Origin of the sequence: Bradyrhizobium sp. WBOS07 (assembly GCF_024585165.1) — a bacterium.
Classification (GTDB): Bacteria; Pseudomonadota; Alphaproteobacteria; order Rhizobiales; family Xanthobacteraceae; genus Bradyrhizobium; species Bradyrhizobium japonicum_B.
The window spans coordinates 4796791-4817625 of record NZ_CP029008.1 but is presented as its reverse complement, the minus strand read 5'-3'; the positions used below and the strand labels follow the sequence as shown (position 1 = coordinate 4817625).

Below are 20835 nucleotides of genomic sequence, written 5' to 3'. Positions count from 1 at the left end.
CAAGAGCCCGAAGAGGAAGGTGATGGATTTCGCCAGGGCTCAACCCATCCTACGAACCGTCATTCCGGGGGGCGCAGCGCGCGAGCCCGAAATCCCATTGGGCCACAGCGTCGGCGGAGGGATGGATTCTCAGGTGCGCAAGTGCGCCCCATAGCTCGCGCCCAGGAGGGCGCGCCCCGGAATGACGGCGGAGGCTGGCGCTGGCTGGCGAAAATCCCTAACGTCGGGCCTGATCCCAAAAGACCCCGAATCGTTTGCTCAATGCCGCCTGCGGAACAACTGAACAACGCCTTTGAATTCACCGTCTCCGAGCTCTCCCAGTCCCTGAAGCGGACGGTGGAGGACACCTTTGGCCATGTCCGGGTTCGCGGCGAGATCTCCGGATTCCGCGGCGCCCACTCTTCCGGCCATTGCTATTTCGCGCTCAAGGACGAGAGCGCCAAGATCGAGGCGGTGATCTGGAAGGGCGTGCACGGCCGCATGCGCTTCAAGCCCCAGGAGGGGCTCGAGGTCATCGCCACCGGCAAGCTCACGACCTATCCGGGCTCCTCGAAATACCAGATCGTGATCGAGGCGCTGGAGCCGGCCGGCATCGGCGCGCTGATGGCGCTGATGGAGGAGCGCAAGAAGAAGCTCGCCGCCGAGGGCCTGTTCGACGAGGCGCGCAAGCAGCTCTTGCCCTGGCTGCCGGAGGTGATCGGCGTCGTGACCTCGCCGACCGGCGCCGTGATCCGCGACATCCTGCATCGGCTGGAGGACCGCTTCCCCCGCCGCGTGCTGGTGTGGCCGGTCAAGGTGCAGGGCGAGGGCTCGGCCGAGCAGGTCGCGGCCGCGATCCGCGGCTTCAACGCGCTGCCGGAGGGCGGCAGGATTCCGCGGCCCGACGTGCTGATCGTCGCGCGCGGCGGCGGCTCGCTGGAGGATCTCTGGTCGTTCAACGAGGAGATCGTGGTGCGCGCCGCAGCCGAGAGCATGATCCCGCTGATCTCGGCGGTGGGGCACGAGACCGACATCACGCTGATCGACTTCGTCGCCGACAAGCGCGCGCCGACGCCGACGGCCGCGGCCGAAATGGCGGTGCCGGTGCGCAGCGATCTGTTCGTCGAGGTCGCCGATCTCGGCCGCCGCACCCGCGCCCATTGGCAGCGCGCCCAGGAAAGCCGCCGCAGCGAGCTGCGCGCCGCCGCGCGCGCGCTGCCGGCGGCCGGCGATCTGCTCGCCATTCCCCGGCAGCGGCTGGATTCGGCCGGCGCCTCCCTGCCCCGCTGCCTCAAGGCCAACACGCACGCGCATTTCCGCAGGTTCACCGCGGCCAGCTCAAAGCTGACGCTGCGGGTGCTGCACGGCCAGATCGCGCAGGCCGATCATCGCCTGACGGTGTGCGGCGAACGGCTCGGCCTGTCCGCGCGCTCGCTGCTGCGGCAGCGGCGCGACCGCTTCGCCGGGCTCGAGATCCGCCTGCGCGCCTCGAAGCTTTCGAACGCGCAGGCGCAGCGCAACGCCATTGCCCGCCAGCGCGAGCGCACGCATCGCCTTAGCGAGCGGGCACAGCGCGCGCTCGCGACGCTGCTGCACCGGTTAGAGGCCCGCGTCGAGAACAGCGGCAAGCTGCTGTCGGCGCTGTCCTATCGCAGCGTGCTCGCGCGCGGCTTTGCGCTGGTGCGCGACGAGGCCGGCCATCCCGTGCATGCGGCGGATGCGATCGGTCCCGGCGCGCGCGTCGAGATCGAGTTCGCCGACGGCCGCGTCGGCGCGACCGCGGATGCGGACCGGCCGGCGCCGGCGGCAAAGCGCGCGCAGGCGCCGCCAAAGCAAACCGCGCAGGAGACCAAGCCCGCGCCGAAGCGCGCGGCCAAGCCGGTGGATCAGGGCAGCCTGTTCTGAGGACGTAAGCCGAGCAACGACTGGCGACGTGTTGCGGCCCTATAGCACAAACTCGTCATTGCGAGCGCAGCGAAGCAATCCAGAATCCCTCCGCGGAAAGATTCTGGATTGCTTCGTCGCAAGAGCTCCTCGCAATGACGGAGTCCGCGGAGACGGCGTGCCCTACCGGCAGGACAATCCCGCGTCGATCGTGGTCCAGAAGCCGCAATGGTCCGGCGCGCGCAAGGGAGCGCCGGCGTGGGCTTCGTAGAGGCAGAGCGCGACGGTGAAGACGGCGAATGCCGAGAGCAGGGTGATGCGGTTGCGCATGGGATTGCGTTGAATCGATATCGTGGCCGAACCAAGGCGCCGTCGCGGGCTGAAGCCGGTTTGGCGCGCGCCCCGTGGATTCACGGGCGGCCCCGATTCATGTGGGACGTGTAGCCCGGATGGAGCGCAGCGTAATCCGGGATCGTGCCACACGCTGCGACCTTCCCGGATTGCGCTGCGCTCCATCCGGGCTACGGGACCATCATCACCGCGCCAGCCACTTCACGACGTCCTTCTGCGACTCCGCGCGCGCCTGCGCATCCATGCCGGGATGGCCGCGCCCGATTGCTTCGGCATCGTTGCTGGCGTGCAGCGGCGTGGTGGCGCGGTCGAAATCGTGATCGGCGCCGGGATAGACCACGATGCGCGCGAGCGCGCTGCGGCCGTGCGCGCCTTCGACCATCTGGCGGCAGGCGGGCGGGGACGAGACGTCGTCATCGGCGCCGATCAGCACCAGGGTGGGCACCCGCGTGCTCCAGCCGAGGCCGGCGGAAATCCGGCAGTCGGGATAGAACGCGATCGCGGCGCGGAAATCCGGACCCAAATCCGGACCCAGGTCCCGCGCGGCACTCTGCGGACGCACGGCCCAGAGCAGCGCGCTGGCGCCATTGGCCCAGCCCATCAGGCTGACGCGGTCGCGCGCCACCCAGCTCTGCTTCATCAGCCAGGCCCGCGCCGCCGCGATGTCGCCGACGCGCTCGCGTCGCGCCTTGACGTGGATCTCCTTGACGCGGCATTGCGGCCCGAGCTCGCGCGAGCCGTAGCTGTCGGGCCACAGCACGGCATTACCGGCCTTGAGCAGGCGCTCGGCCCAGTCGCGATAGTGCGGCAGGATGGAATCGGAATGGCCGCCGAGCCCGCCACAGCCATGCAGCGCGATCACGGTCGGAAACGGGCCTGTGCCGTCGGGCTTGTAGAGCTGCGCATGGAGGACGCCCGACGCCAGCGGAATCTCGACTGCTAGCGGCGCCGGCGCGGCACGTGCGGCCGACACCAGTAGCATCGCGAACAGGGCGGTCAATCGAAGGCGCATCGGACTCTGCCGTCGGAGGTGCCGGAACCAGCGATGCTTCGCGGAAGGCATGATCACGCGGGAGCGGCGGCAAAACATCACAAGCCGGTGGGTTTACCGGGCGGACAAGCCGCCCTATCTATGCTACATCCCGGCCAACACATCGTGCCCTCCAGGGGTTTCCTTGCGAGCGGCCTTCCACGGAGACTTTCGACCGTGCTGAACAAGTTCGGCCCCTCGGGCCATGGCGAAGCGCAGGTGCAATATCTCGACGGCGATTTCCGCGTGATCTCGCCGGGGACCTTCGTGCGCTGCGCGATCACGGACGTCCGGATCCCGCTCGACGAGCTGAAGTACTGGAGCGTGGACCTGCAGGAGGCCTACGCCACACCCGCCGCCGTCCTGCAGCGGCATTTTCCCGGCGCGCCGAAACCGCAGGAATGATCCCGCAGGGTGGGCAAAGGCGCAACGCGCCGTGCCCACCATCTCTGCACGATCGCGACGAAGCACGTGGGCACGCTTCGCTTTGCCCACCCTACAAGATCGAGCTCTTGGCATGGTTCGGCTATTGCGGCTCGGGAGCATCGCGCGCGGACTGCAATTTCATCTGACCTCTCCTGGACGCAGCTCTATCGATAGGAGCCTGGCCATGAATGCCGGCTGAATGTCCGTTCGGCGTCGCCATCTACCTGCCAACGGCCAACCTCAGCTCCGGCGGCGGCAACGGCACGAGCACATCCTGCACCAAGATCATCTCCGCCACGCCGCTCCGCGTTGCATCGAACAGTGCGTGCACTCAGTGGTCATTCATTTCGCGCTGTGGTTGGATTCTTCGTTGCGATTCGGCGCCCTTAAGTTGTTCGACGAAGTCTTGGTGAAACAGAGGGCTGCTATAGTACATGTTAGGTAACTGGCCCTGCTCCTTTTATCGCGCAGACAATCAAGCCAACCAAACGACCATCGAGCTTTGGAATTGGCGCAGTCTGTGAACGGGCTCATATCGAAGAGTCATCTGGACGGCTACGTTCACCAGGAAAGTTCGCGGCGGAATATAAAGCCAAACGATGGGGGTGATCATGCCCGCCATATTAGAGTTGCTCTATCGAGAATATTGTCGCGCCCGTCTTGCTGAAATGCGGAAACAGCTTCTGATCGCGACTGAACGCGCTCAGGCGCTGGACGCGGATCATCATCCTGCGGATCGGGGTGACGACGACAAGACGGACATACATCGCCAACCCGATTACCGCGCGCCGCATTGAAGCGGCCCGACGACGGACAACCTCTCCCGCGTAGCAATGACCAAGCAACTGGCAACAGTTTGGGAGCCTGCAATGAATACACCCGAATATTATGCTGTCATGGTGGCCTGCCTCTCGTGCCTGACCATTGTCGGAATGATGGCCGCTGGGACGTGGTGAGCATAACTGACTGCTGAAGCACGATCGCCGCGGGGAACCGAGGCTGCTGGCAAGCACGTCCATCCGACCCATGGCACCGGACGCAGCACGCACCGCATTGCATCGTCCGTCGACGGACGCGAGACCTTCGGCTCGCCTCGGCTTGCAGAATTGATTGTTCTGCGATGTGAGCGTTGCCGCCGCCTGCAACGCCTGCGGCGGCAACGCTCGAGATCCGGATGTCAGCCTCCGGGCGGAGTATATGAGGAGCGCAGCTTCGCCGCGTTCTGGCGGACCTGCTTGATCTCGTCCTGCGTGAACAACCGGGTCAGCTTCACGTTCTGCAGGGTGCCTGCCGTAACGGTCAGTCCGGAAATGGCCGGAGCCGCACTGGGATCAGGCACATCGAAAATCACCAGGACGCCTGGGCCGTCGGCCGCAACGCTGTACATCGACATCAGCTTTCCGCCGGCCGCCTCGATGAGTTTCCTGGCCGCTTCCTGGCGATTGGTCGTGGGATTTTCCAAGATCGCGTTGAGCGCGCGTGGTGTGTATTGTCCGGTGAGGCAAAAATGCATGGCATGTTCTCCTCTGAACTCTTAGCAATACCTCTTCGTGCCGTTCCGAGCTGGTCGTTACGGCCATCGCACCTGAAATGATGAAGATACACTGCCCGCCGTGGGCATAAACGCCGCCGATAATTTCCGGGAGTTCGGCACGTCCCGGTGACGGCTCTCATGAAAGGCTACATCAACTCCCGGACGTGCGGAAGAGATTTTGCCGCTCGCGACATGACAGCTCGGTTCACACATCGCATCGCGCCAATCAATTCGCCATCGCACGTTGCGTTCGCGCAGGAAAGCGCGAGGCGCAATTTTCGCGGAATAGCCTTGCCTCTCTACGAGATCATCGCCTGCCGAATCTTCGCTCGCGCGCCTTGTAGAGCTGATCGCTGATCAGCTGACGCAGCTTGGCGGGATCGTCGAACTCGAGATGGACGGCGAACGGCACGATGTCGTCGGGCACGCCCTCGCTGCCGCACAGGCGTGCGAGGTCCTTCTCCGTCGTCACCAGCGTGAGCTGCTCGCGCAGGGCCTCCGCCGCGAGGGCTGCGATCTCCTCGCGCGAGAACATGTGATGATCGGCGAAGGCGCGGGTGCGCACGACCTCGATGCCGCAGGCGCGGAGGGTGCGGAAGAAGCGTTCGGGATCGCCGATGCCGGCGAAGGCGAACACCTTGCGGCCGACCAGCCGCGCGAGGGAAGCCGCATCCGGCTTCAGCCGCGCGCGCAGCTCGGGCTTGTTGCGCTTGGCGAGCTCGGCGGCGACGTCGTTGGCGGCGCGGCCGTCGCCGATCAGCACCAGCGCGTCGGTGCGCGCAAGCTGGGCCTGCAGCGGCGCGCGCAAGGGACCGGCGGGAAACACCTCGCCATTGCCGAGGCCGCGCTCGCTGTCGATCACGATCAGCGAGGCGTCCTTGAGCAGGCGCGGATTCTGAAAACCGTCGTCCATCACGATCATGGTGGCGCCTTGCGACTTCGCCAGCGCGACGCCGTCGAGACGGTCGCGCGCCACCGCGACCGGGACGTCGCGCGCCATCATCAGGGGCTCGTCGCCGACATCGGCCGCGGTATGGCGTGCGCAGTCGACCATGACCGGGCCTTTCAGGCGCCCGCCATAGCCGCGGCTGAGCACCACCGGCGTCTCGCCGAGCGCGCGCAGCAGCTTCGTCAGCGCCAGCACGGTCGGGGTCTTGCCGGCGCCGCCGACATGGTAATTGCCGACGCAGATCACGGGAATGCCGGCGTCGGTGCCCTGGCGCAGCATGCGCCATTCGGCAATCGCGCCGTAGAGCGCTCCGAGCGGCCATAACGCATATGAGGCAAGAGAACGTGGCCGGTACCAGAAGGCCGGCTCACGCATTGGCGGCCCCCATCTCGATCCGCAATTGCAGCAGATAGGGCTCGAGCGCCGTCATGGTGCGATCCAGCGCGCCGCCGAGCTGTTCGACCACACCGGCACCTGCGCGCTGCATCTTCTCGCGGACGGTCGGTTCGGCCAGCAGCAGGCCGAGCTGCTTGACCAGCGCCTCCTGTGTATCGGCCTGCCGCGCCGCGCCGCTCGCATCGAGCGCCTCGAACACTTCGGCGAAGTTGAAGACGTGCGGCCCGTGGACGATGGCGGCACCGAGCTTGATCGCCTCGATCGGATTCTGGCCGCCGTGGCGGATCAGCGATCCGCCCATGAACACGATTCCCGAGAGGCGGTAGAACAGGCCGAGCTCGCCCATGGTGTCGGCGACATAGATGTCGGTGGTCGCGGTCGGCAGCTCCTCGCGCGAGCGCAACGCCGGCGTCAGGCCCGAGGCCGTGATCAGGCCGGCGATCGAAGAGCCGCGATCGGGATGCCGCGGCACGATCACGGTGAGGAGCTGCGGGAAGAAGCCGACCAGGCTGCGATGCGCCGCGACCAGCATCTCGTCCTCGCCCGGATGGGTCGAGGCCGCGACGATGATCGGCCGGCCGCGCGTCATCGCCATCAGCCGCTCGAGCCTGGCGGGATCGGCCGGCGGCGCCGGCACGTCGAGCTTGAGATTGCCCGTGGTGACGACATCGCGGCCGCCCAGCGCGGAGAAGCGCTCGGCATCGATCTTCGACTGCGCCAGGCAAATGTCGAACCGCGACAGCAGCGCCGAGATGGTGCCGTGCATGCGCTGCCAGCGCGGGAAGGAGCGCGGCGACATTCGCCCGTTGATCAGCACCATCGGCACGCGGCGCGCCGCTCCGGCCAGGATCAGGTTCGGCCACAGATCGGATTCGATGAACAAAGCCAGCGAGGGCTCCCAATGGTCGAGGAAGCGCGCGACGTAGCGCGGCGAATCGTACGGCACGTATTGATGGATGACGTCGGGCGGAAAGCGCTTTGCGACCACCGCGGCCGAGGTGACGGTGCCCGAGGTGAGCAGGATGCGCAGGTTGAGATCGCGCAAGCGCTCGATCAGCGCCGCCGCGGCCAGCACCTCGCCGACGCTGGCACCGTGGATCCAGACCAGCGGGCCATGCGGCCGCACGTCGCGTGAGATGCCGCGCCGCTCGCCGACGCGCGCGGGGTCTTCCTTGCCCTGCCTCAGCCGCCGCTTGATCAGCGCAGGCGCAAGCGGCACCAGGCCCGCGGCCAGGCGCCGATACATCCGCAACGTGATCGGCAGCGCAATGGGCAGCGATTTAGCCATCTTGCGGCCCCGGACGGCCGAGCTGCGCGTAGGCGCGGCGGGTCGCCTCGTTCAACGTCTCTTCCAGCTCCAGCCGCAACGCTTCCATCGTGGCGGCGTCGGCATCTGCGGGAACGTGGATTTCCTTGATGCCGACCAGGGCGCCCCGCCCGAACGGCAGATTGATGGTGGTGCGGTCCCAATTCTTCAGCCGGATGAAGCGGCTGGTCGCCATCGCGAAAGGCATGATCGGCCGCCCGGATTCCCGTGCCAACATGATGATGCCGAGCCCGGCCACGCGCGCGCGCTTGGGGACATCGGCAGTCAGCGCGACATTACAACCGTCCTGAAGCGTCCGCACCATTTCCTTGAAGGCGCCGACTCCGCCCTTGCGGTGGAAGGCGCCGCCATGATCGCCGGAACCGCGGATCAGGCCGATGCCGAGCCGCTCCACCGCGATGGCGTTGAACTCGCCGTCGCGGTGACGGGAGATCAGGACCTTGGCCCGATAGGAGGGCTTGTTCTGGTTCTTGATGAAGGGCGTGAGGAAATGCTGGCCGTGCCAGAAGGCGAAGATCGCCGGGAGCTGCGGCTCGACGCGTTCATAGACGTCGGGCGGATCGAGCGTGAACTTGTTGGTCCGCCAGACCAGGCGCAGATATTCGGCCGCCAGAACCCCGACGGCACGCTGAAACCAGCTGCTCCGCAGCGTATTGCGAAGCAGTCTCTTCAACGTGCCGGTTCTTGATTCGGGTCGAGCAGCCGATGGAGATGGACGATGAAATAGCGCATCTGCGCGTTGTCGACCGTCGACTGCGCCTTGGCCCGCCAGGCGGCGTGGGCGGTGGCGTAATTCGGATAGAGGCCGACGATCTCGACGTCGTCGAGATTCTTGAAGACATTCTGCTCGAGATCGACGAGCTCGCCGCCAATGACGAGGTGAAGCAATTGTTGCGGGGCACTATCTGGCATCAGTTCTGTTCCTAACGGGCTGCCCGGCAAAGCAGTGTTCGACAAGCACAGTGTTTGACAGGCACGACGACGAGCGCTTCAGGCCAGGGGACGGTTTCGAAAATGCGCGACAATGCCCGCATGACGATCGCGTCCCGCTGCCACCAGCACCCCGTGCGCCACTTCCCGGCGGTTATAGAGGATGGGTTCTCCGGAGAGGTCGCTCATCCTACCATCGGCTTCCTGCACGATCAAATCGGCCGCCGCAAGGTCCCAATCGTGGCTGTTGCCCCCCGCAAAAGCCGCATCCAGCGCGCCATGGGCGACCCGGCACAGCCGCAGCGCCAGCGAGCCGATTCGCGGATGCAGCTTGATGTCGCCGAGTGACGGCTTCAGGCGCTCGACCAGCGGCTTCGGCCCGGCGACGCGGGCGAAATCCAGCTCGGCCCCGGAGGTCGCCCGCACCGGCTTGTCGTTGAGCGTGGTGCCCTGACCTCGCACGGCGAAGAAGAACTCGTCGGTCGTCGGCGCGAACACCGCGGCCAGCACCGGCGCGGCATCCGCGACCAGTGCGACGCTGACGCACCATTCGTCATGGCCGCCGAGATAGTTGCGGGTGCCGTCGATGGGATCGACGATCCAGGTCAGCCGTCGCGACAGCCGGTCAGCGTCATCGGCGCTCTCCTCGGACAGCCAGCCATAGTCCGGCGTCGCGCTGCGCAAGCGCGTTTCAAGCAGATCGTTGACGGCGATGTCGGCTTCCGACACCGGCGAGGAGGCGCCCTTGGTCCACTTCTTCAGCTCGGTCCGGAACATCGACTGCGCCAGCGCGCCCGCCTCCCGCACCGTGTCCTGCAGCAGCGCCGCGTCGCGCGCCAGGATCGTGTCGTTCGCGTCAGCGTCCGCCAAGCGTCAAACCCTCGATGCGCACCGTCGGCGCATTGATGCCGTAGCGGAATTCGAGATTGTTCGCGGGCTGCATCGACTTGAAGATCTCGAACAGATGGCCGGCGATGGTGACTTCGCTGACGGGATAGGTGATCTCGCCGTTCTCGATCCAGAAGCCGGAGGCGCCGCGGCTGTAATCGCCGGTCACGCCGTTGACGCCGGAGCCGATCAGATCGGTGACGTAGAAACCTTGGCTGATGTCGGAGATCAGCTCAGCCGGGCTCGGCGTGCCGGGCTCCAGATGCAGATTGTACGGCCCCGGCGAGGGCGAGGAGGACACGCCGCGATGGGCGTGGCCGGTGGTGATGAGGCCGAGTTCGCGCGCGGTGGCGCAATCGAGCAGCCAGGTCGTCAGCACGCCCTCGTCGACCAGCGCGGTTCTCTTCACCGCGACGCCCTCGGCATCGAAGGTCTGCGAGCGCAGGCCGCGCTTGCGCAGGGGATCGTCAACGATGCGGATGTTGTTCGCGAACAGCTGCTGGCCGAGCTTGTCCTTCAGGAAGCTGGTCTTGCGCGCGATCGAGGCGCCGTTGATGGCGCCGACGAGATGACCGACCAGCGAGCCGGCAACGCGCGGATCGAACACGACGGGGACCTTGCAGGTTTCGACCTTGCGCGGATTGGAGCGCGCCACGGTGCGCTCGCCGGCGGAACGGCCGACGGCTTCCGGCGACAACAGATCGGCGGCATGCGGCGCCGAGGTGAAGTCGTAGTCGCGCTCCATGCCGGTGCCCTCGCCCGAGATGGCGGTGGCCGAGATGCCCTGGCTGGAGCGCAGGTAGGAGCCGTGGAAGCCGGTCGAGGTGACGAGCACCATGCCGCCGATGCCGGCGGAAGCCGAGGCGCCGCCGGATTTTGTCACGCCCTTCACCGCGAGCGCCGCGGCTTCGGCCTCGAGCGCGCGGCGCTCGAGCTCGCTGGTTGCGGGCACGCCGGGATCGAGCAGGTCGAGATCGGGGAAATCGCGCGCGAGCAGCGCGGGATCGGCGAGGCCGACATATTTGTCGTCGGGCGCGACGCGCGCCATCGCGACCGCGCGTTCGGCAAGCTTGGTCACGGCATCGCCGCTGACGTCGTTGGTCGAGACCACCGCCTGGCGCTGGCCGACCAGCACCCGCAGGCCGACATCGTCGCCCTCCGACCGCTCGGATTCCTCGACGCGTCCGTCGCGCACCTCGACACCTTGCGAGACGCCGCGCACCGCGACCGCATCGGCCGCGTCCGCGCCCGCGCGCCTGGCCGCCTCGACCAGCCGCTGCGCGAGATCGGAGAGCGCGGACTGATCGAACAGGTCGCGATTGGCTGTGGTCGAGCTTGTGGACGGTGAAGAGTTCACGAACGAAATCCTGTTGGGGCGGGGTGCGGGGACCGGAACCCACAGATGTGCCCTGATCGCGCGGACTTCAAGCATTTTCAGCCCGCCAAAAGCTCAGATTCGCACCGTCGGCGCAACGTCTCGTCAATCATGCGCGCCAAGGTCTTGTCAATCATGAGGAGCAGTGACGGTGGGTTAACCAGCCTTTTTAAGCGGTTTCGGAAGGGCGCGCGCTAAGGTCCTCGCATCGACCGGGAACATAATCCCGGCGGGGAGAACGAAAGCCGTGAGGCGTCAAACAGCAACATGCGGGGCCCACCCCGCCGGGTCGAGCCGCTCGCTGCGGCTCGACCCTCTTTCCCTTCCGGTCCGCTTCGATGCGCACGATCCGCGCGCCGACGGATATACGAGGCAGATCGAGCTTCATCGCGAACGTGTCGTGCTGCGCCGTGCCGTCCGCGGCATGCAGATGGCGATCAACGTCCGCGTCAGCGACTTCACCGGCGTCGCGCTGCGCGGCAATGACGAGGCCCAAGCCCTCGTGCTGGTGCATCGCGACCCCTCGCTGTCCGTGCCGCTGCTGGTCGGCGCCGATAGCGAAGAACTCGCGGAAGCCTGGGCGGTCTGGAGCGAGCTCTTCGCACTGCCGCAGCTCGACGAGGGTGCGCGCAAGCCCGCAGCCCGCCGCCGCCGCGCCAACGCGATCCGCGCCCGCCGCCCGAAATTCCTGATGCGCCGCCGTGTTGCGATGGCGCGCGAGCTGCCCGTGCACCGCGAAGAACGTGAGATTATCGCGAGGAACTAGAGGTGGCGTAGGGTGGGTTAGCCGTAGGCGTAACCCACCTCTTATATTTCCACGGCAACAGAAGTGGTGGATTACGCTTCGCTAATCCACCCTACGAGAGCTACGCCGACCGCATCACGGCGTCCGCGAGCAATCCCGCAAACAGCAGCAACCCCGCATGCTTGTTCGACTTGAACAGGCGCAGGCACAGCTCGGGATCGTCGATCCGCAGGCGCACGATCTGCCACGCCAGATGGGCGGCGAAGGCGGCGAGGCCGAGCCAGGCCGGCCAGAGCGCATCGGCCGAGGCGAGCGCGACGCCGATCAGCATCACCGACAGCCCGTAGAACAGGATCAGCGCCTGGTGCGTATGCGCGCCGAACAGGCGTGCGGTCGACTTGATGCCGATCAGCGCGTCGTCTTCGGCGTCCTGATGCGCGTAGACCGTGTCATAGCCGATCACCCAGGAAATCGCGGCGGCATAGAGCACCAGCGCAGTGACGTCGATGCGGCCGAAGGTGACGGCAAACCCCATCAGCGCGCCCCAGGAGAAGGCAAGCCCGAGCACGATCTGCGGCCACCAGGTGATCCGCTTCATGAAGGGATAGATCGCGACGATCAGGAGCGATGCGATGCCGGTCGCGATCGCGAAGCGGTTGAACTGCAGCAGCACCACGAGACCGACCAGCGCCTGCGCGACCATGAAGGCCAGCGCCTGCTTCGTGCTCACCTGCCCCGACGGCAGCGGCCGCGAGCGGGTGCGCTCGACCTTGTCGTCGAGATCGCGGTCGGTGATGTCATTCCAGGTGCAGCCCGCGCCGCGCATCACGAAGGCGCCGATGAAGAACAGCACGATGGTGAGCGGCAGTCCGCGGACGTCATGCGCCATGCCGCTCGCGAGCGCCGCCGACCACCAGCATGGCATCAGCAGCAGCCAGGAGCCGATCGGACGATCGAAGCGGGACAAGCGGAGGTAAGGCCGTGCCCATGGCGGCGCGAGCGTATCGACCCAGTTGCCGGTGGAATCGGCAACGCGGGCGGACGCGTCGCTCATCGGGTGAGGACGTTGCCGTTGAGCGTGTCGAAGGTGCTGCCGCCCTTCTTGCCGGCATTGGCCTCAGGCGCCGAGGCCGACCCCAGCACCTCGCTCAGCGACGGGCCTGAGGGGCGCGCCTGCTGTTGCTGCGCGACGTTGCAGACCTTGTTGGCCATGGCCTCGGTGTTCTTGTGGCCGTCCTTCATCTGCGCGCCGACCTGCGCCGGAATTCCGCATTTGGCGGCGTGAGTCTCGATGTACTTGATCATCTTGCTCTCGGCCTGGCTGAAATTGCGGATCAGCTTGCAGGCCTCGTCAGGCGGCGCGTGACGGTCGCTCGCGGCCTTGATCAGCTTGCCGCGCTTCTCGGCTTCTTCGCGCAGGGGCATGAACGCCTTCATGCAATCCTCGCCGGGACCGGCTTGCGTGGGGGGAGCCGCGCCGAAGGCACCGGCCCCACCGATCGGCGCCGCGCCGTTCACGGGAAATGACGATTGCGGAGTCGTACCGACCGACGCGGTCGGCGCCGCACCGTTCACCGGCGGAAACGGCGAACTGGCGGGGGCCTGATTGGGCAGGGGAGCCGGGAACGCGCTTTGCGCATAGGCACAAGAGGCGCCCATGGTGACCATGGCGGCTGCGATCGGAACCATCAAATGACGGATCATCAAGAAAATCTCTCCGGCAGGAGCTTACGGGGTCCAGCGTCTTCCAATCGAAGCGCAACCAGCGTGCTCGCGATTTTACGATTCCCGCCGGCGCTTAACAACCCGCCGAATAGGGCAAGAGCGCGGCGCACCGACGCGGCGGCTTGGCAATATTTACCCCCGAAATGGCCGCTTTCGGTTAATAACGGCGCCAAATTGGACTTTTGACCGATGCCCTCCCACGACTTTCGTGCCCCCCGCCTGTTCGTCGATGCCCCCCTTGCCCAGGACGCCAGGGTCGCGCTCGACCGCGACCAGAGCAACTATCTCGGCAACGTGCTGCGGCTTTCCGCCGGGGCCGAGGTCTTGGCGTTCAACGGCCGGGACGGCGAGTGGCAGGCCGCCATTGAAGGCCGCAAGCGGCCGGACGGCCTCGTCGTCCTCCAGCAGACCCGGCCCCAGGACCGGCTTGCCGACCTCGCCTACGTCTTCGCCCCGCTGAAGCATGCCCGGCTCGACTACATGGTCCAGAAGGCCATCGAGATGGGCGCCGCCGCGCTGCATCCGGTTCTGACCCGGTTCACCCAAGCCTCCCGCGTCAATACCGAGCGGATGCGGGCCAATGTCGTCGAGGCAGCCGAGCAGTGCGGCATCTTGAGCATCGCCAGCGTCGCCGAACCGGTGGCCCTGGAGCGCTTCCTCAGCCAGCGCCCGGCCGACCGGCTGCTGATCTTCTGCGACGAGGCAGCGGAGGTCGAAAACCCGATTCAGAGCCTGCAAGCCGCGCGCGCGGCCGGACAAGGTATCGACGTCCTGATCGGCCCCGAAGGCGGTTTTGCCGAGGACGAGCGGGCCCTGCTGCTGCGGCAGCCCAAGATCCTCCGGCTCGCCCTGGGCCCCCGGATCATGCGGGCCGACACCGCCGCCGTGGCGGCGCTGGCGCTGGTCCAGGCGGTATTGGGCGATTGGGGCAGTAAAGGGGGTTAACCTAGATCGTGTCCCGCACGGCGCGGCGCAGGGTCTCGGATGGCAGCTCTCCGAAGGCCGCCTTGTAGCTCGCCGCGAACTCGCCCAGATGCCCGAAGCCGTGCGCAATCGCGCAGGCCTTCACACTGCGGTGCCCCCCGCCGTTGCCCAGCTGCTTGCGCACCGACCAGAGGCGCAGAACCCGGCTATAGCGATGCGGGCTGAGGCCACAGATGGCCTGGGTCGCGCTCTGGAGCGTGCGGACGGAGACGCCCACCTGCTCCGCGAGCTCGGGCGTCTTGTGCCAGATCGTCAGATCCTGCCGGATCAGCCGTTCCATGTCTGCGACGATGCGCCGATAGCCATCCATTGTGGACGAAACGGGTCTGTCCTTTGCGCTGCTGCCCAGCGCAGCTTCCAACGTGCTGAGCAGAGATTGCTCGACGGCGGTCAGCGACATCGGCTCGTTGAGAAAGTCCGGATCATGCGCTGCGATCTCGAGCGTGACGCAGACCAGACGGCGCAACGAGGCAAGGACGTCCGAGGCCGGGTTCACCAGATGGTAGCCGTCACCCAGTTGCGTCCAGGGCTCGCGCCGGGGCGGGGTAAAAGACACGACGGCTATCAGCCGGCCCTCCGGCTCGTGCACCAGGCAATCGGAGACGCCTCTCAGAACCACGACGGAATGCCCTATCGATTGCCCGTTGATGCGGGCCGAGGTGACGTGATCCATCGGCACCACGACGACGGCGGCATTCGTCAATTGATAGCCGCGAATGATCCGCGGAAAGGTCCTCACCAGGGACAGGGTCAGGCTCGGCAGGTCGAGCCGCGCACGCATGATGGCCGTCGCTCCCGGCGACAAGGGCATGCTGGACGCGCCGGCATATCTCTCCGTCTCGCCGAAATGGTCGATGTCATAGGCTCGGAGCTCGAGCGCCGACGAGGGCTTGAGACGCTGGAAGGATGTCGAGCGGCTGTCCGCCGGCGTTTCCGCTCCTTTGCGCGCGATATCGATATCGCCCTGATTCATGTTGTGCCGCTTACTTTGCTTTCCTTGCCGCGGCCGCCTTGGAAGCGCGCAGATCATCCGGCCCGTTGATGCCGGCACGCCTGAGATCGCGCAGCAGCTTGGTCAGCAGCAGCATGTTGGTCTTCTGCAGTTCGTGGTTGTTTCCGAACCTGAACGCGTTCTGCTCGGTCACGATGAGTCCGGCCTTGGTCTCTTCGAGGATCTTTCGCCGCTTCAATCCCGTCACGCGGCGGCGAACCGTCTCGAGCGGCAGGCTGAGGAAGCGAGACAGTGCCGCCCGGGAGACGCCCTGCTTGATCACGTCCGGCTCGACCGCGTGGATGCTGGAGAACCTCTCGTCCAGCACCGGATCGTTCATCACATGAATGACGTTCGCGTTCAGGACCGCATGAATGATCAGAAGGTCGAGCGGATCGAATTCGTCATAGTGCCGGAACAGCTCGCTCATCGAGAACAGCATGTAGGCCAGCGTGTGTCGCGAGACCGTCCGGATGATATCTGAAGTATTGCGCATGAATCGGAAACCAGCATTTGTCTTGTAAACGATGGCCGGAGCGAGCGGATCACCCGCCATACCCAAAATGAGTATGCGGCGGCTTGCCAGCGGTTCTCAGTTTCTCAATGTGACGCCGGAGCGTCGGCCGCATCGACCCGTCGTGCGTCGATGCGTTCGCGAAGAGCGCGGGTCACATCGAGGTGACGATCGCGATGGAAGAGAGATGGCGATGAATGACGATGTCGTGCCGGATGCGAGCCGGTACGAGGAGCTCCGCCTCATCAGGGCCTTTCTCCGCCTCACCGACCCCGGCCGACGACAGAAGGTACTCGAATGCGCAGAGCGGCTGGCTCAGGAAGCCGCGTCCGCCGCGGCCACGCCGGCCCTTGTCGCGACCGATGCCTCGGAGCCGGTCAGAGACGTCGCTCGGCCGACCGAATGACGCCGGCTCGCCAGCCGCAACAAAGAAACCACGGTATTATATTACTCAAGCCGAGTTGTAGGCCGACCTTCGTTGCGAACCTGACCGACCGGCCTGCTTCGCGCCAAACTCGTTAAGCGATTGATCCTTTGGAGGTCGAAACCGTGCATCGGCCATGCTAAGGGCTGCGCAATTCCTGTCCTTACCTGCCCTGCCCGGTTCCACCGGGACGATGGACCTCCGTCATGACCGCGACTGCCACCTCGAATGCTGCCGGCTCCGCCGCCTGGGCGGATACGCTGCTCTTGTCGTTCGCGCAGGCCGGCTATGTCAGGGCCGAGCCGGCGATCCTGCAACCGGCCGAGCCGTTCCTCGACCTCTCCGGCGAGGACATTCGCAAGAGCCTGTACCTGACCACCGACCTCACGGGCGAGGAGCTGTGCCTGCGTCCGGACCTGACCATTCCGGTCGCCCGCGACTACCTCGCCTCCAGCCGCGCCGGCCAGCCGGCCGGGTTCAGCTATCTCGGCCCGGTGTTTCGCTACCGCAGCGGCCAGGCCAGCGAATTCCTGCAGGCCGGCATCGAATCGTTCGGCCGCCAGGACCGTGCCGCGGCCGACGCCGAGACGCTGGCGCTGGCGCTGGAGGCGACCGCAGCCTTCGGCGTCCGCGACGTCGAGATCCGCACCGGCGACGTCGCGCTGTTCAACGCGCTGCTCGACGCGCTCGACCTCTATCCGGTCTGGCGCCGCCGCCTGGTCAAGGATTTCAACCGCAAGATCAGCCTGGAGCAGGACCTGGAGCGGCTGGCGGCCGCGACCACCGCGAGCCCAAGCGAATATCAGGGCGTGCTCGCCGCGCTCGCCGGCTCCGACCGCAAGGCCGCGCTCGCCTTCGTCACCGACCTGATGTCGATCGCCGGCACCACCAATGTCGGGGGACGCACCACCGCCGAGATCGCCGATCGCTTCCTCGAGCAGTCGACGCTGAAGGGCGGCGCGCTGCCGCGCGAGGCGATCACCGTGCTCAAGCGCTTCCTGTCGATATCAGGCAATCCCGACGATTCCATCGCCGCGCTGCGCGCACTCACCGCCGATGCAAAGCTCGACCTTGCTGCGGCCATCGACCAGTTCGAAAGCCGGGTCGGCTTCATGGCCGCGCGCGGCATCGACGTGAAGCAGACGCGCTTCTCGACCGCGTTCGGACGCGGCCTCGACTATTACACCGGCTTCGAATTCGAGCTGCATCACCGGAGCAACGGCGCCGAGCCGTTGGTCGCCGGCGGCCGCTATGACGGGCTGATGACCCAGCTCGGGTCGGCTGAACCCATTGCCGCGGTCGGCTTCTCGGTCTGGGTGGATGCGCTGACCAGGATCGGCCGCAAGGTGGAGGCCTGATCATGAGCGCGCCGTTCGTTCTGGCCGTTCCCTCCAAGGGACGCCTGCAGGAAAACACCGAGGCCTTCTTCGCCCGCGCGGGCCTGAAGCTGTCGAAGGCTGGCGGCGCCCGCGACTATCGCGGTACCATCGCCGGCCTCGACGATGTCGAGGTCGCCTATCTCTCGGCGAGCGAGATCGCATCGCAATTGTCGCGCGGCTTCGCGCATCTCGGCGTCACCGGCGAGGATCTGGTGCGCGAGAACATCGCCGATGCCGACAAGCGCGTGTCGCTGATCGACGGGCTCGGCTTCGGCTTTGCCGACGTCGTCGTCGCGGTACCGCAGGCCTGGATCGACGTCCGCACCATGGCCGACCTCGACGACGTCACCACCGGCTTCCGCGAGCAGCATCATATGCGGATGCGGGTCGCGACCAAGTTCGTCAATCTCACCCGCGCGTTCTTCCAGAGCCACGGCATCACCGATTACCGCATCGTCGAAAGCGCCGGCGCGACCGAAGGCGCTCCTGCGGCCGGCAGCGCCGAGCTGATCGTCGACATCACCACGACCGGCGCGACGCTCGCCGCCAACGGCTTGCGGGTGCTCGACGACGGCGTGATCCTGCGCAGCCAGGCCAATCTGGTCGCCTCGAAGGAAGCCGACTGGTCGCCGCAGGCGCGAGAGACCGCGCGCATCATCCTCGATCACATCGCCGCAAGGGCGCGGGCCAACAAATACCGCGAGGTCCGCACCCGCTTCCGGCAATGCGACGCCGCCCTGCTCGGCGAAGCCCATAGCCGGTTCGGCGTCGAGGCTCCGTTCGGCGGGCCGACCTCGTCAGGCATGCTGACGTTGCACTGCCCGCCGGGGCAGCTCTATGCGCTGGCGAGCTTCCTGCGCGAGCATGGCGCCGAGACCGTCTCGGTGGTCTCGCTGGACTACGTGTTCGACCGGGAGAACCCGCTGTTCGCGAAGCTCGAGGCGTTCCTGCGGCAGTGAGCCCCAGGGGGCCGGTTCGGCTTTTCCGTTCAGCTTTGCGACAGCAAGCGGCAGCTACCATATGCTGTTGAGATGACTTTGAAGGCCTCTGGAACCTCGACCGATGATGCTGGGCTCTGACGTATCAGGCATGACGACCACCGCGAGCACCGCCGCCGCGAAGGGGCTGTCGATTGTCGTTCCCGTCTACAACGAGGCGGCGGGCCTCGCCGGCCTGCATCAGCGCATCTGCGATCTCGCGAAAACCCTGCGGGAGCGTTATCGGCTGTCTTGCGAGATCGTTTATGTCGACGACGGCAGCAAGGATGCGACCTTGGCGATCGCCCGTAGCCTGCCGGCCGATGCGATCGACGTCCAGGTGGTGTCGCTGTCGCGCAATTTCGGCAAGGAGGCGGCGCTGATGGCCGGCCTCGACCATGCCAGGCTCGGCGCCGTCATGTTCATGGACGGTGACGGCCAGCATCCGCCGGCCCTGATCGAGCAGCTGGTGCGGCACTGGATCGAAGACGGCTATGACGTCGTCTACACCGCCAAGGCGCATCGCGACAACGAGACCTTCCTGCGCCGCCTCGCCGTGCACGGCTTCTACGCGCTGATCAATTGGGGCGCACGGCAGAAGATTCCCGAGGACGCCGGCGACTTCCGCCTGCTCTCCCCGCGCGCTGTCGCCGCGCTCAGGCAATTGCCCGAGCGCAACCGCTTCTTCAAAGGCCTCGCCAGCTGGATCGGATTCCGCCAGATCCGGGTCGATTACGAGCCCGCGGCGCGCGCCCATGGCGTCACCACCTTCAACGCCGCAAGCCTGCTCGGCCTGTCGATCGAGGGCCTGACCTCGTTTTCGGTGGCGCCGTTGCGCTTCGCCAGCCTGTTCGGCGTCATTCTCGCCGGTGGCGCCTTCCTGTTCGGCCTTTCGATCCTCTGGGAGGTGCTCACGACCGGCAAGCAGGTGCCCGGCTATCCTTCGCTCGTGATCGGCCTGATGACGATCGGCGGCGTGCAGCTCATCATGATCGGCATCGTCGGAGAATATATCGGCAAGATCCTCTCCGAGCTGAAGGCGCGCCCGATCTACTTCGTCGCCGAGCACAGCGAGAAGCACTTCGAGGCGGGCAAGGCCGACGACGATGCCAAGAGGACGGCGGCCGAATGAGCGCGGCCGCGCCGGCGCGACAGATCTGGCTCTGCGCCGACGATTACGGCATCAGCCCCGGCGTCAACCGCGCCATCCGCGACCTGATCGAACGCGGGCGCCTCAACGCCACCTCTGTGATGATGGTGGGACCTGCGATCGCGCGCAGCGAGGTCGCAGCGCTCCAGGCCGCCGCGACTGCGAGCCCGCGCTGCGGGATCGGATTGCACGTGACGCTGTCGGCGCCGTTCCGGCCGCTCACCATGCATTTCCGACCGCTCGACGGCGACATGTTCATGCCGTTTCCGAAGCTGTTGCGCGCGGGCGTCTTACGGCGGCTCGACCGCGAATTCGTCCGCAACGAGGTGAAGGCGCAGCTGGCCGCCTTCATGGACGCGTTCGGCCGCGCCCCCGACTTCGTCGACGGTCACCAGCATGTGCAGCTCTTTCCGCAGGTGCGCGACGGCTTCGTCGATGCGGTGGCCGAGGCTGCGCCAAACGCCTGGGTCCGCCAGGGCGGCCGCAATCTTCCGCTGAGGCAGCGGCTGGCCACGCCAAAGGCCATGGTGCTCGACCGTCTCAGCGCGCAATTCCGCCGCCGCGCCGACAACGCCGGCCTCAGCTTCAATCCCGCCTTTGCCGGCGCCTATGATTTCACGCGGGCGGCCGATTTCGGCGCGCTGATGCGGCAATTCCTGCAAGGCCTCCCCGACGGCGGCCTCATAATGTGCCATCCCGGCTTCGTCGACGATGTCCTTGCCGGCCTCGACCCGATGACGGATGTCCGCGAGCGGGAGCACGCTTATCTCGCCAGCGACGCCTTCGCGCGCCTGCTGGCGGACAGCCGCGCCACGCTGGGGTGAAAACGGCGGAAGGCAGGCCGCGGGGCAGCTTGTCGCATACCGAAATTTAATCC

The 20835-nt window shown here is 66.5% G+C and carries 22 protein-coding genes; 9 read left to right on the top strand and 13 right to left on the bottom strand.

Annotation, left to right across the window (positions count from 1 at the left end; genetic code table 11):
* Window positions 1-261 precede the first annotated feature (261 nt).
* Window positions 262-1884: an exodeoxyribonuclease VII large subunit gene (gene xseA, locus DCM79_RS22920; protein ID WP_257176468.1), complete on the top strand. Its 1623-nt coding sequence runs from the start codon at window positions 262-264 to the stop codon at window positions 1882-1884.
* 162 nt (window positions 1885-2046) lie between these two features.
* Here xseA and DCM79_RS22915 read toward each other — a convergent pair whose 3' ends face one another.
* Both DCM79_RS22915 and DCM79_RS22910 read right to left on the bottom strand, forming a co-directional pair.
* Window positions 2047-2193 (bottom strand): hypothetical protein, encoded by a 147-nt coding sequence (locus DCM79_RS22915; RefSeq protein WP_257176467.1) that lies wholly within the window; start codon window positions 2191-2193, stop codon window positions 2047-2049.
* Window positions 2194-2398: 205 nt separating this feature from the next.
* The gene (locus DCM79_RS22910) at window positions 2399-3226 is read right to left on the bottom strand and encodes a dienelactone hydrolase family protein (RefSeq protein WP_257176466.1); all 828 of its coding nucleotides are present in this window, start codon (window positions 3224-3226) and stop codon (window positions 2399-2401) included.
* A 195-nt stretch (window positions 3227-3421) separates the two neighbouring features.
* On the opposite strand from DCM79_RS22910, the gene DCM79_RS22905 reads away from it, so the two are divergent.
* On the top strand, window positions 3422-3649 hold the full coding sequence (locus tag DCM79_RS22905) for a DUF2093 domain-containing protein (RefSeq protein ID WP_257176465.1): 228 nt from the start codon (window positions 3422-3424) through the stop codon (window positions 3647-3649).
* 1198 nt (window positions 3650-4847) lie between these two features.
* On the opposite strand, the gene DCM79_RS22900 is transcribed toward DCM79_RS22905, so the two are convergent.
* The 7 genes from DCM79_RS22900 to DCM79_RS22870 all read right to left on the bottom strand — a co-directional run bounded on the left by DCM79_RS22900 (window position 4848) and on the right by DCM79_RS22870 (window position 11051).
* Entirely contained in the window at window positions 4848-5183 is a 336-nt protein-coding gene (locus DCM79_RS22900; protein WP_257176464.1) for a GYD domain-containing protein, read from the bottom strand.
* A gap of 328 nt (window positions 5184-5511) precedes the next feature.
* Window positions 5512-6528: a tetraacyldisaccharide 4'-kinase gene (gene lpxK, locus DCM79_RS22895; protein WP_257176463.1), complete on the bottom strand. Its 1017-nt coding sequence runs from the start codon at window positions 6526-6528 to the stop codon at window positions 5512-5514.
* Window positions 6521-7837 (bottom strand): 3-deoxy-D-manno-octulosonic acid transferase, encoded by a 1317-nt coding sequence (locus DCM79_RS22890; RefSeq protein ID WP_257176462.1) that lies wholly within the window; start codon window positions 7835-7837, stop codon window positions 6521-6523. Before DCM79_RS22890 ends, lpxK begins: the two co-directional genes overlap by 8 nt.
* Complete coding sequence (locus DCM79_RS22885; protein ID WP_257176461.1) at window positions 7830-8549, bottom strand: lysophospholipid acyltransferase family protein; 720 nt, start codon at window positions 8547-8549, stop codon at window positions 7830-7832. Before DCM79_RS22885 ends, DCM79_RS22890 begins: the two co-directional genes overlap by 8 nt.
* Window positions 8546-8788 (bottom strand): DUF4170 domain-containing protein, encoded by a 243-nt coding sequence (locus tag DCM79_RS22880; RefSeq protein ID WP_028134338.1) that lies wholly within the window; start codon window positions 8786-8788, stop codon window positions 8546-8548. The genes DCM79_RS22885 and DCM79_RS22880 overlap by 4 nt, the downstream gene beginning before the upstream one ends.
* A gap of 78 nt (window positions 8789-8866) precedes the next feature.
* Entirely contained in the window at window positions 8867-9676 is an 810-nt protein-coding gene (locus tag DCM79_RS22875; protein ID WP_257176460.1) for a 3'(2'),5'-bisphosphate nucleotidase CysQ, read from the bottom strand.
* A complete protein-coding gene (locus DCM79_RS22870) occupies window positions 9663-11051 on the bottom strand; it encodes a TldD/PmbA family protein (protein ID WP_257176459.1) in 1389 nt (462 codons plus the stop codon). Before DCM79_RS22870 ends, DCM79_RS22875 begins: the two co-directional genes overlap by 14 nt.
* Window positions 11052-11316: 265 nt before the next feature.
* Between DCM79_RS22870 and DCM79_RS22865 the strand changes: the two genes are divergently transcribed.
* Window positions 11317-11835, top strand: coding sequence for a DUF6101 family protein (locus DCM79_RS22865; RefSeq protein WP_257176458.1), 519 nt, complete (start codon window positions 11317-11319; stop codon window positions 11833-11835).
* A gap of 100 nt (window positions 11836-11935) precedes the next feature.
* Here the strand turns inward: DCM79_RS22865 and ubiA are convergent, their stop codons facing one another.
* Window positions 11936-12868, bottom strand: a complete 933-nt coding sequence (gene ubiA / locus DCM79_RS22860; RefSeq protein WP_257176457.1) for a 4-hydroxybenzoate octaprenyltransferase — start codon at window positions 12866-12868, stop codon at window positions 11936-11938.
* Complete coding sequence (locus tag DCM79_RS22855; RefSeq protein ID WP_257176456.1) at window positions 12865-13518, bottom strand: hypothetical protein; 654 nt, start codon at window positions 13516-13518, stop codon at window positions 12865-12867. Before DCM79_RS22855 ends, ubiA begins: the two co-directional genes overlap by 4 nt.
* A gap of 210 nt (window positions 13519-13728) precedes the next feature.
* Here DCM79_RS22855 and DCM79_RS22850 point away from each other — a divergent pair, with 210 nt between their 5' ends.
* On the top strand, window positions 13729-14484 hold the full coding sequence (locus DCM79_RS22850) for a 16S rRNA (uracil(1498)-N(3))-methyltransferase (RefSeq protein WP_257176455.1): 756 nt from the start codon (window positions 13729-13731) through the stop codon (window positions 14482-14484).
* Window position 14485: 1 nt separating this feature from the next.
* Here DCM79_RS22850 and DCM79_RS22845 read toward each other — a convergent pair whose 3' ends face one another.
* Both DCM79_RS22845 and DCM79_RS22840 read right to left on the bottom strand, forming a co-directional pair.
* Window positions 14486-15496 carry an AraC family transcriptional regulator gene (locus DCM79_RS22845; RefSeq protein ID WP_257176454.1) on the bottom strand — a complete coding sequence of 337 codons (1011 nt, stop codon included), beginning with the start codon at window positions 15494-15496 and terminating at the stop codon, window positions 14486-14488.
* A gap of 10 nt (window positions 15497-15506) precedes the next feature.
* Window positions 15507-16010, bottom strand: coding sequence for a hypothetical protein (locus tag DCM79_RS22840; protein ID WP_257176453.1), 504 nt, complete (start codon window positions 16008-16010; stop codon window positions 15507-15509).
* Between the two features lie 211 nt (window positions 16011-16221).
* Between DCM79_RS22840 and DCM79_RS22835 the strand changes: the two genes are divergently transcribed.
* The 5 genes from DCM79_RS22835 to DCM79_RS22815 all read left to right on the top strand — a co-directional run bounded on the left by DCM79_RS22835 (window position 16222) and on the right by DCM79_RS22815 (window position 20782).
* The gene (locus tag DCM79_RS22835) at window positions 16222-16434 is read left to right on the top strand and encodes a hypothetical protein (protein WP_257176452.1); all 213 of its coding nucleotides are present in this window, start codon (window positions 16222-16224) and stop codon (window positions 16432-16434) included.
* 224 nt (window positions 16435-16658) lie between these two features.
* A complete protein-coding gene (locus tag DCM79_RS22830; protein WP_257176451.1) occupies window positions 16659-17810 on the top strand; it encodes an ATP phosphoribosyltransferase regulatory subunit in 1152 nt (383 codons plus the stop codon).
* Between the two features lie 2 nt (window positions 17811-17812).
* Entirely contained in the window at window positions 17813-18790 is a 978-nt protein-coding gene (gene hisG, locus DCM79_RS22825; RefSeq protein ID WP_257176450.1) for an ATP phosphoribosyltransferase, read from the top strand.
* A 103-nt stretch (window positions 18791-18893) separates the two neighbouring features.
* The gene (locus DCM79_RS22820) at window positions 18894-19940 is read left to right on the top strand and encodes a glycosyltransferase family 2 protein (protein ID WP_257176449.1); all 1047 of its coding nucleotides are present in this window, start codon (window positions 18894-18896) and stop codon (window positions 19938-19940) included.
* The gene (locus DCM79_RS22815; RefSeq protein WP_257176448.1) at window positions 19937-20782 is read left to right on the top strand and encodes a ChbG/HpnK family deacetylase; all 846 of its coding nucleotides are present in this window, start codon (window positions 19937-19939) and stop codon (window positions 20780-20782) included. The genes DCM79_RS22820 and DCM79_RS22815 overlap by 4 nt, the downstream gene beginning before the upstream one ends.
* Window positions 20783-20835: the final 53 nt, after the last annotated feature.

Coding starts and splice junctions, on each gene's coding strand:
- xseA (WP_257176468.1), top strand. CDS start 262: ATGCCGCCTGCGGAACAACTGAACAACGCCTTTGAATTCACCGTCTCC.
- DCM79_RS22915 (WP_257176467.1), bottom strand. CDS start 2,193: ATGCGCAACCGCATCACCCTGCTCTCGGCATTCGCCGTCTTCACCGTC.
- DCM79_RS22910 (WP_257176466.1), bottom strand. CDS start 3,226: ATGCGCCTTCGATTGACCGCCCTGTTCGCGATGCTACTGGTGTCGGCC.
- DCM79_RS22900 (WP_257176464.1), bottom strand. CDS start 5,183: ATGCATTTTTGCCTCACCGGACAATACACACCACGCGCGCTCAACGCG.
- lpxK (WP_257176463.1), bottom strand. CDS start 6,528: ATGCGTGAGCCGGCCTTCTGGTACCGGCCACGTTCTCTTGCCTCATAT.
- DCM79_RS22890 (WP_257176462.1), bottom strand. CDS start 7,837: ATGGCTAAATCGCTGCCCATTGCGCTGCCGATCACGTTGCGGATGTAT.
- DCM79_RS22880 (WP_028134338.1), bottom strand. CDS start 8,788: ATGCCAGATAGTGCCCCGCAACAATTGCTTCACCTCGTCATTGGCGGC.
- ubiA (WP_257176457.1), bottom strand. CDS start 12,868: ATGAGCGACGCGTCCGCCCGCGTTGCCGATTCCACCGGCAACTGGGTC.
- DCM79_RS22855 (WP_257176456.1), bottom strand. CDS start 13,518: ATGATCCGTCATTTGATGGTTCCGATCGCAGCCGCCATGGTCACCATG.
- DCM79_RS22850 (WP_257176455.1), top strand. CDS start 13,729: ATGCCCTCCCACGACTTTCGTGCCCCCCGCCTGTTCGTCGATGCCCCC.
- DCM79_RS22845 (WP_257176454.1), bottom strand. CDS start 15,496: ATGAATCAGGGCGATATCGATATCGCGCGCAAAGGAGCGGAAACGCCG.
- DCM79_RS22840 (WP_257176453.1), bottom strand. CDS start 16,010: ATGCGCAATACTTCAGATATCATCCGGACGGTCTCGCGACACACGCTG.
- DCM79_RS22835 (WP_257176452.1), top strand. CDS start 16,222: ATGAATGACGATGTCGTGCCGGATGCGAGCCGGTACGAGGAGCTCCGC.
- DCM79_RS22830 (WP_257176451.1), top strand. CDS start 16,659: ATGACCGCGACTGCCACCTCGAATGCTGCCGGCTCCGCCGCCTGGGCG.
- hisG (WP_257176450.1), top strand. CDS start 17,813: ATGAGCGCGCCGTTCGTTCTGGCCGTTCCCTCCAAGGGACGCCTGCAG.
- DCM79_RS22820 (WP_257176449.1), top strand. CDS start 18,894: ATGATGCTGGGCTCTGACGTATCAGGCATGACGACCACCGCGAGCACC.
- DCM79_RS22815 (WP_257176448.1), top strand. CDS start 19,937: ATGAGCGCGGCCGCGCCGGCGCGACAGATCTGGCTCTGCGCCGACGAT.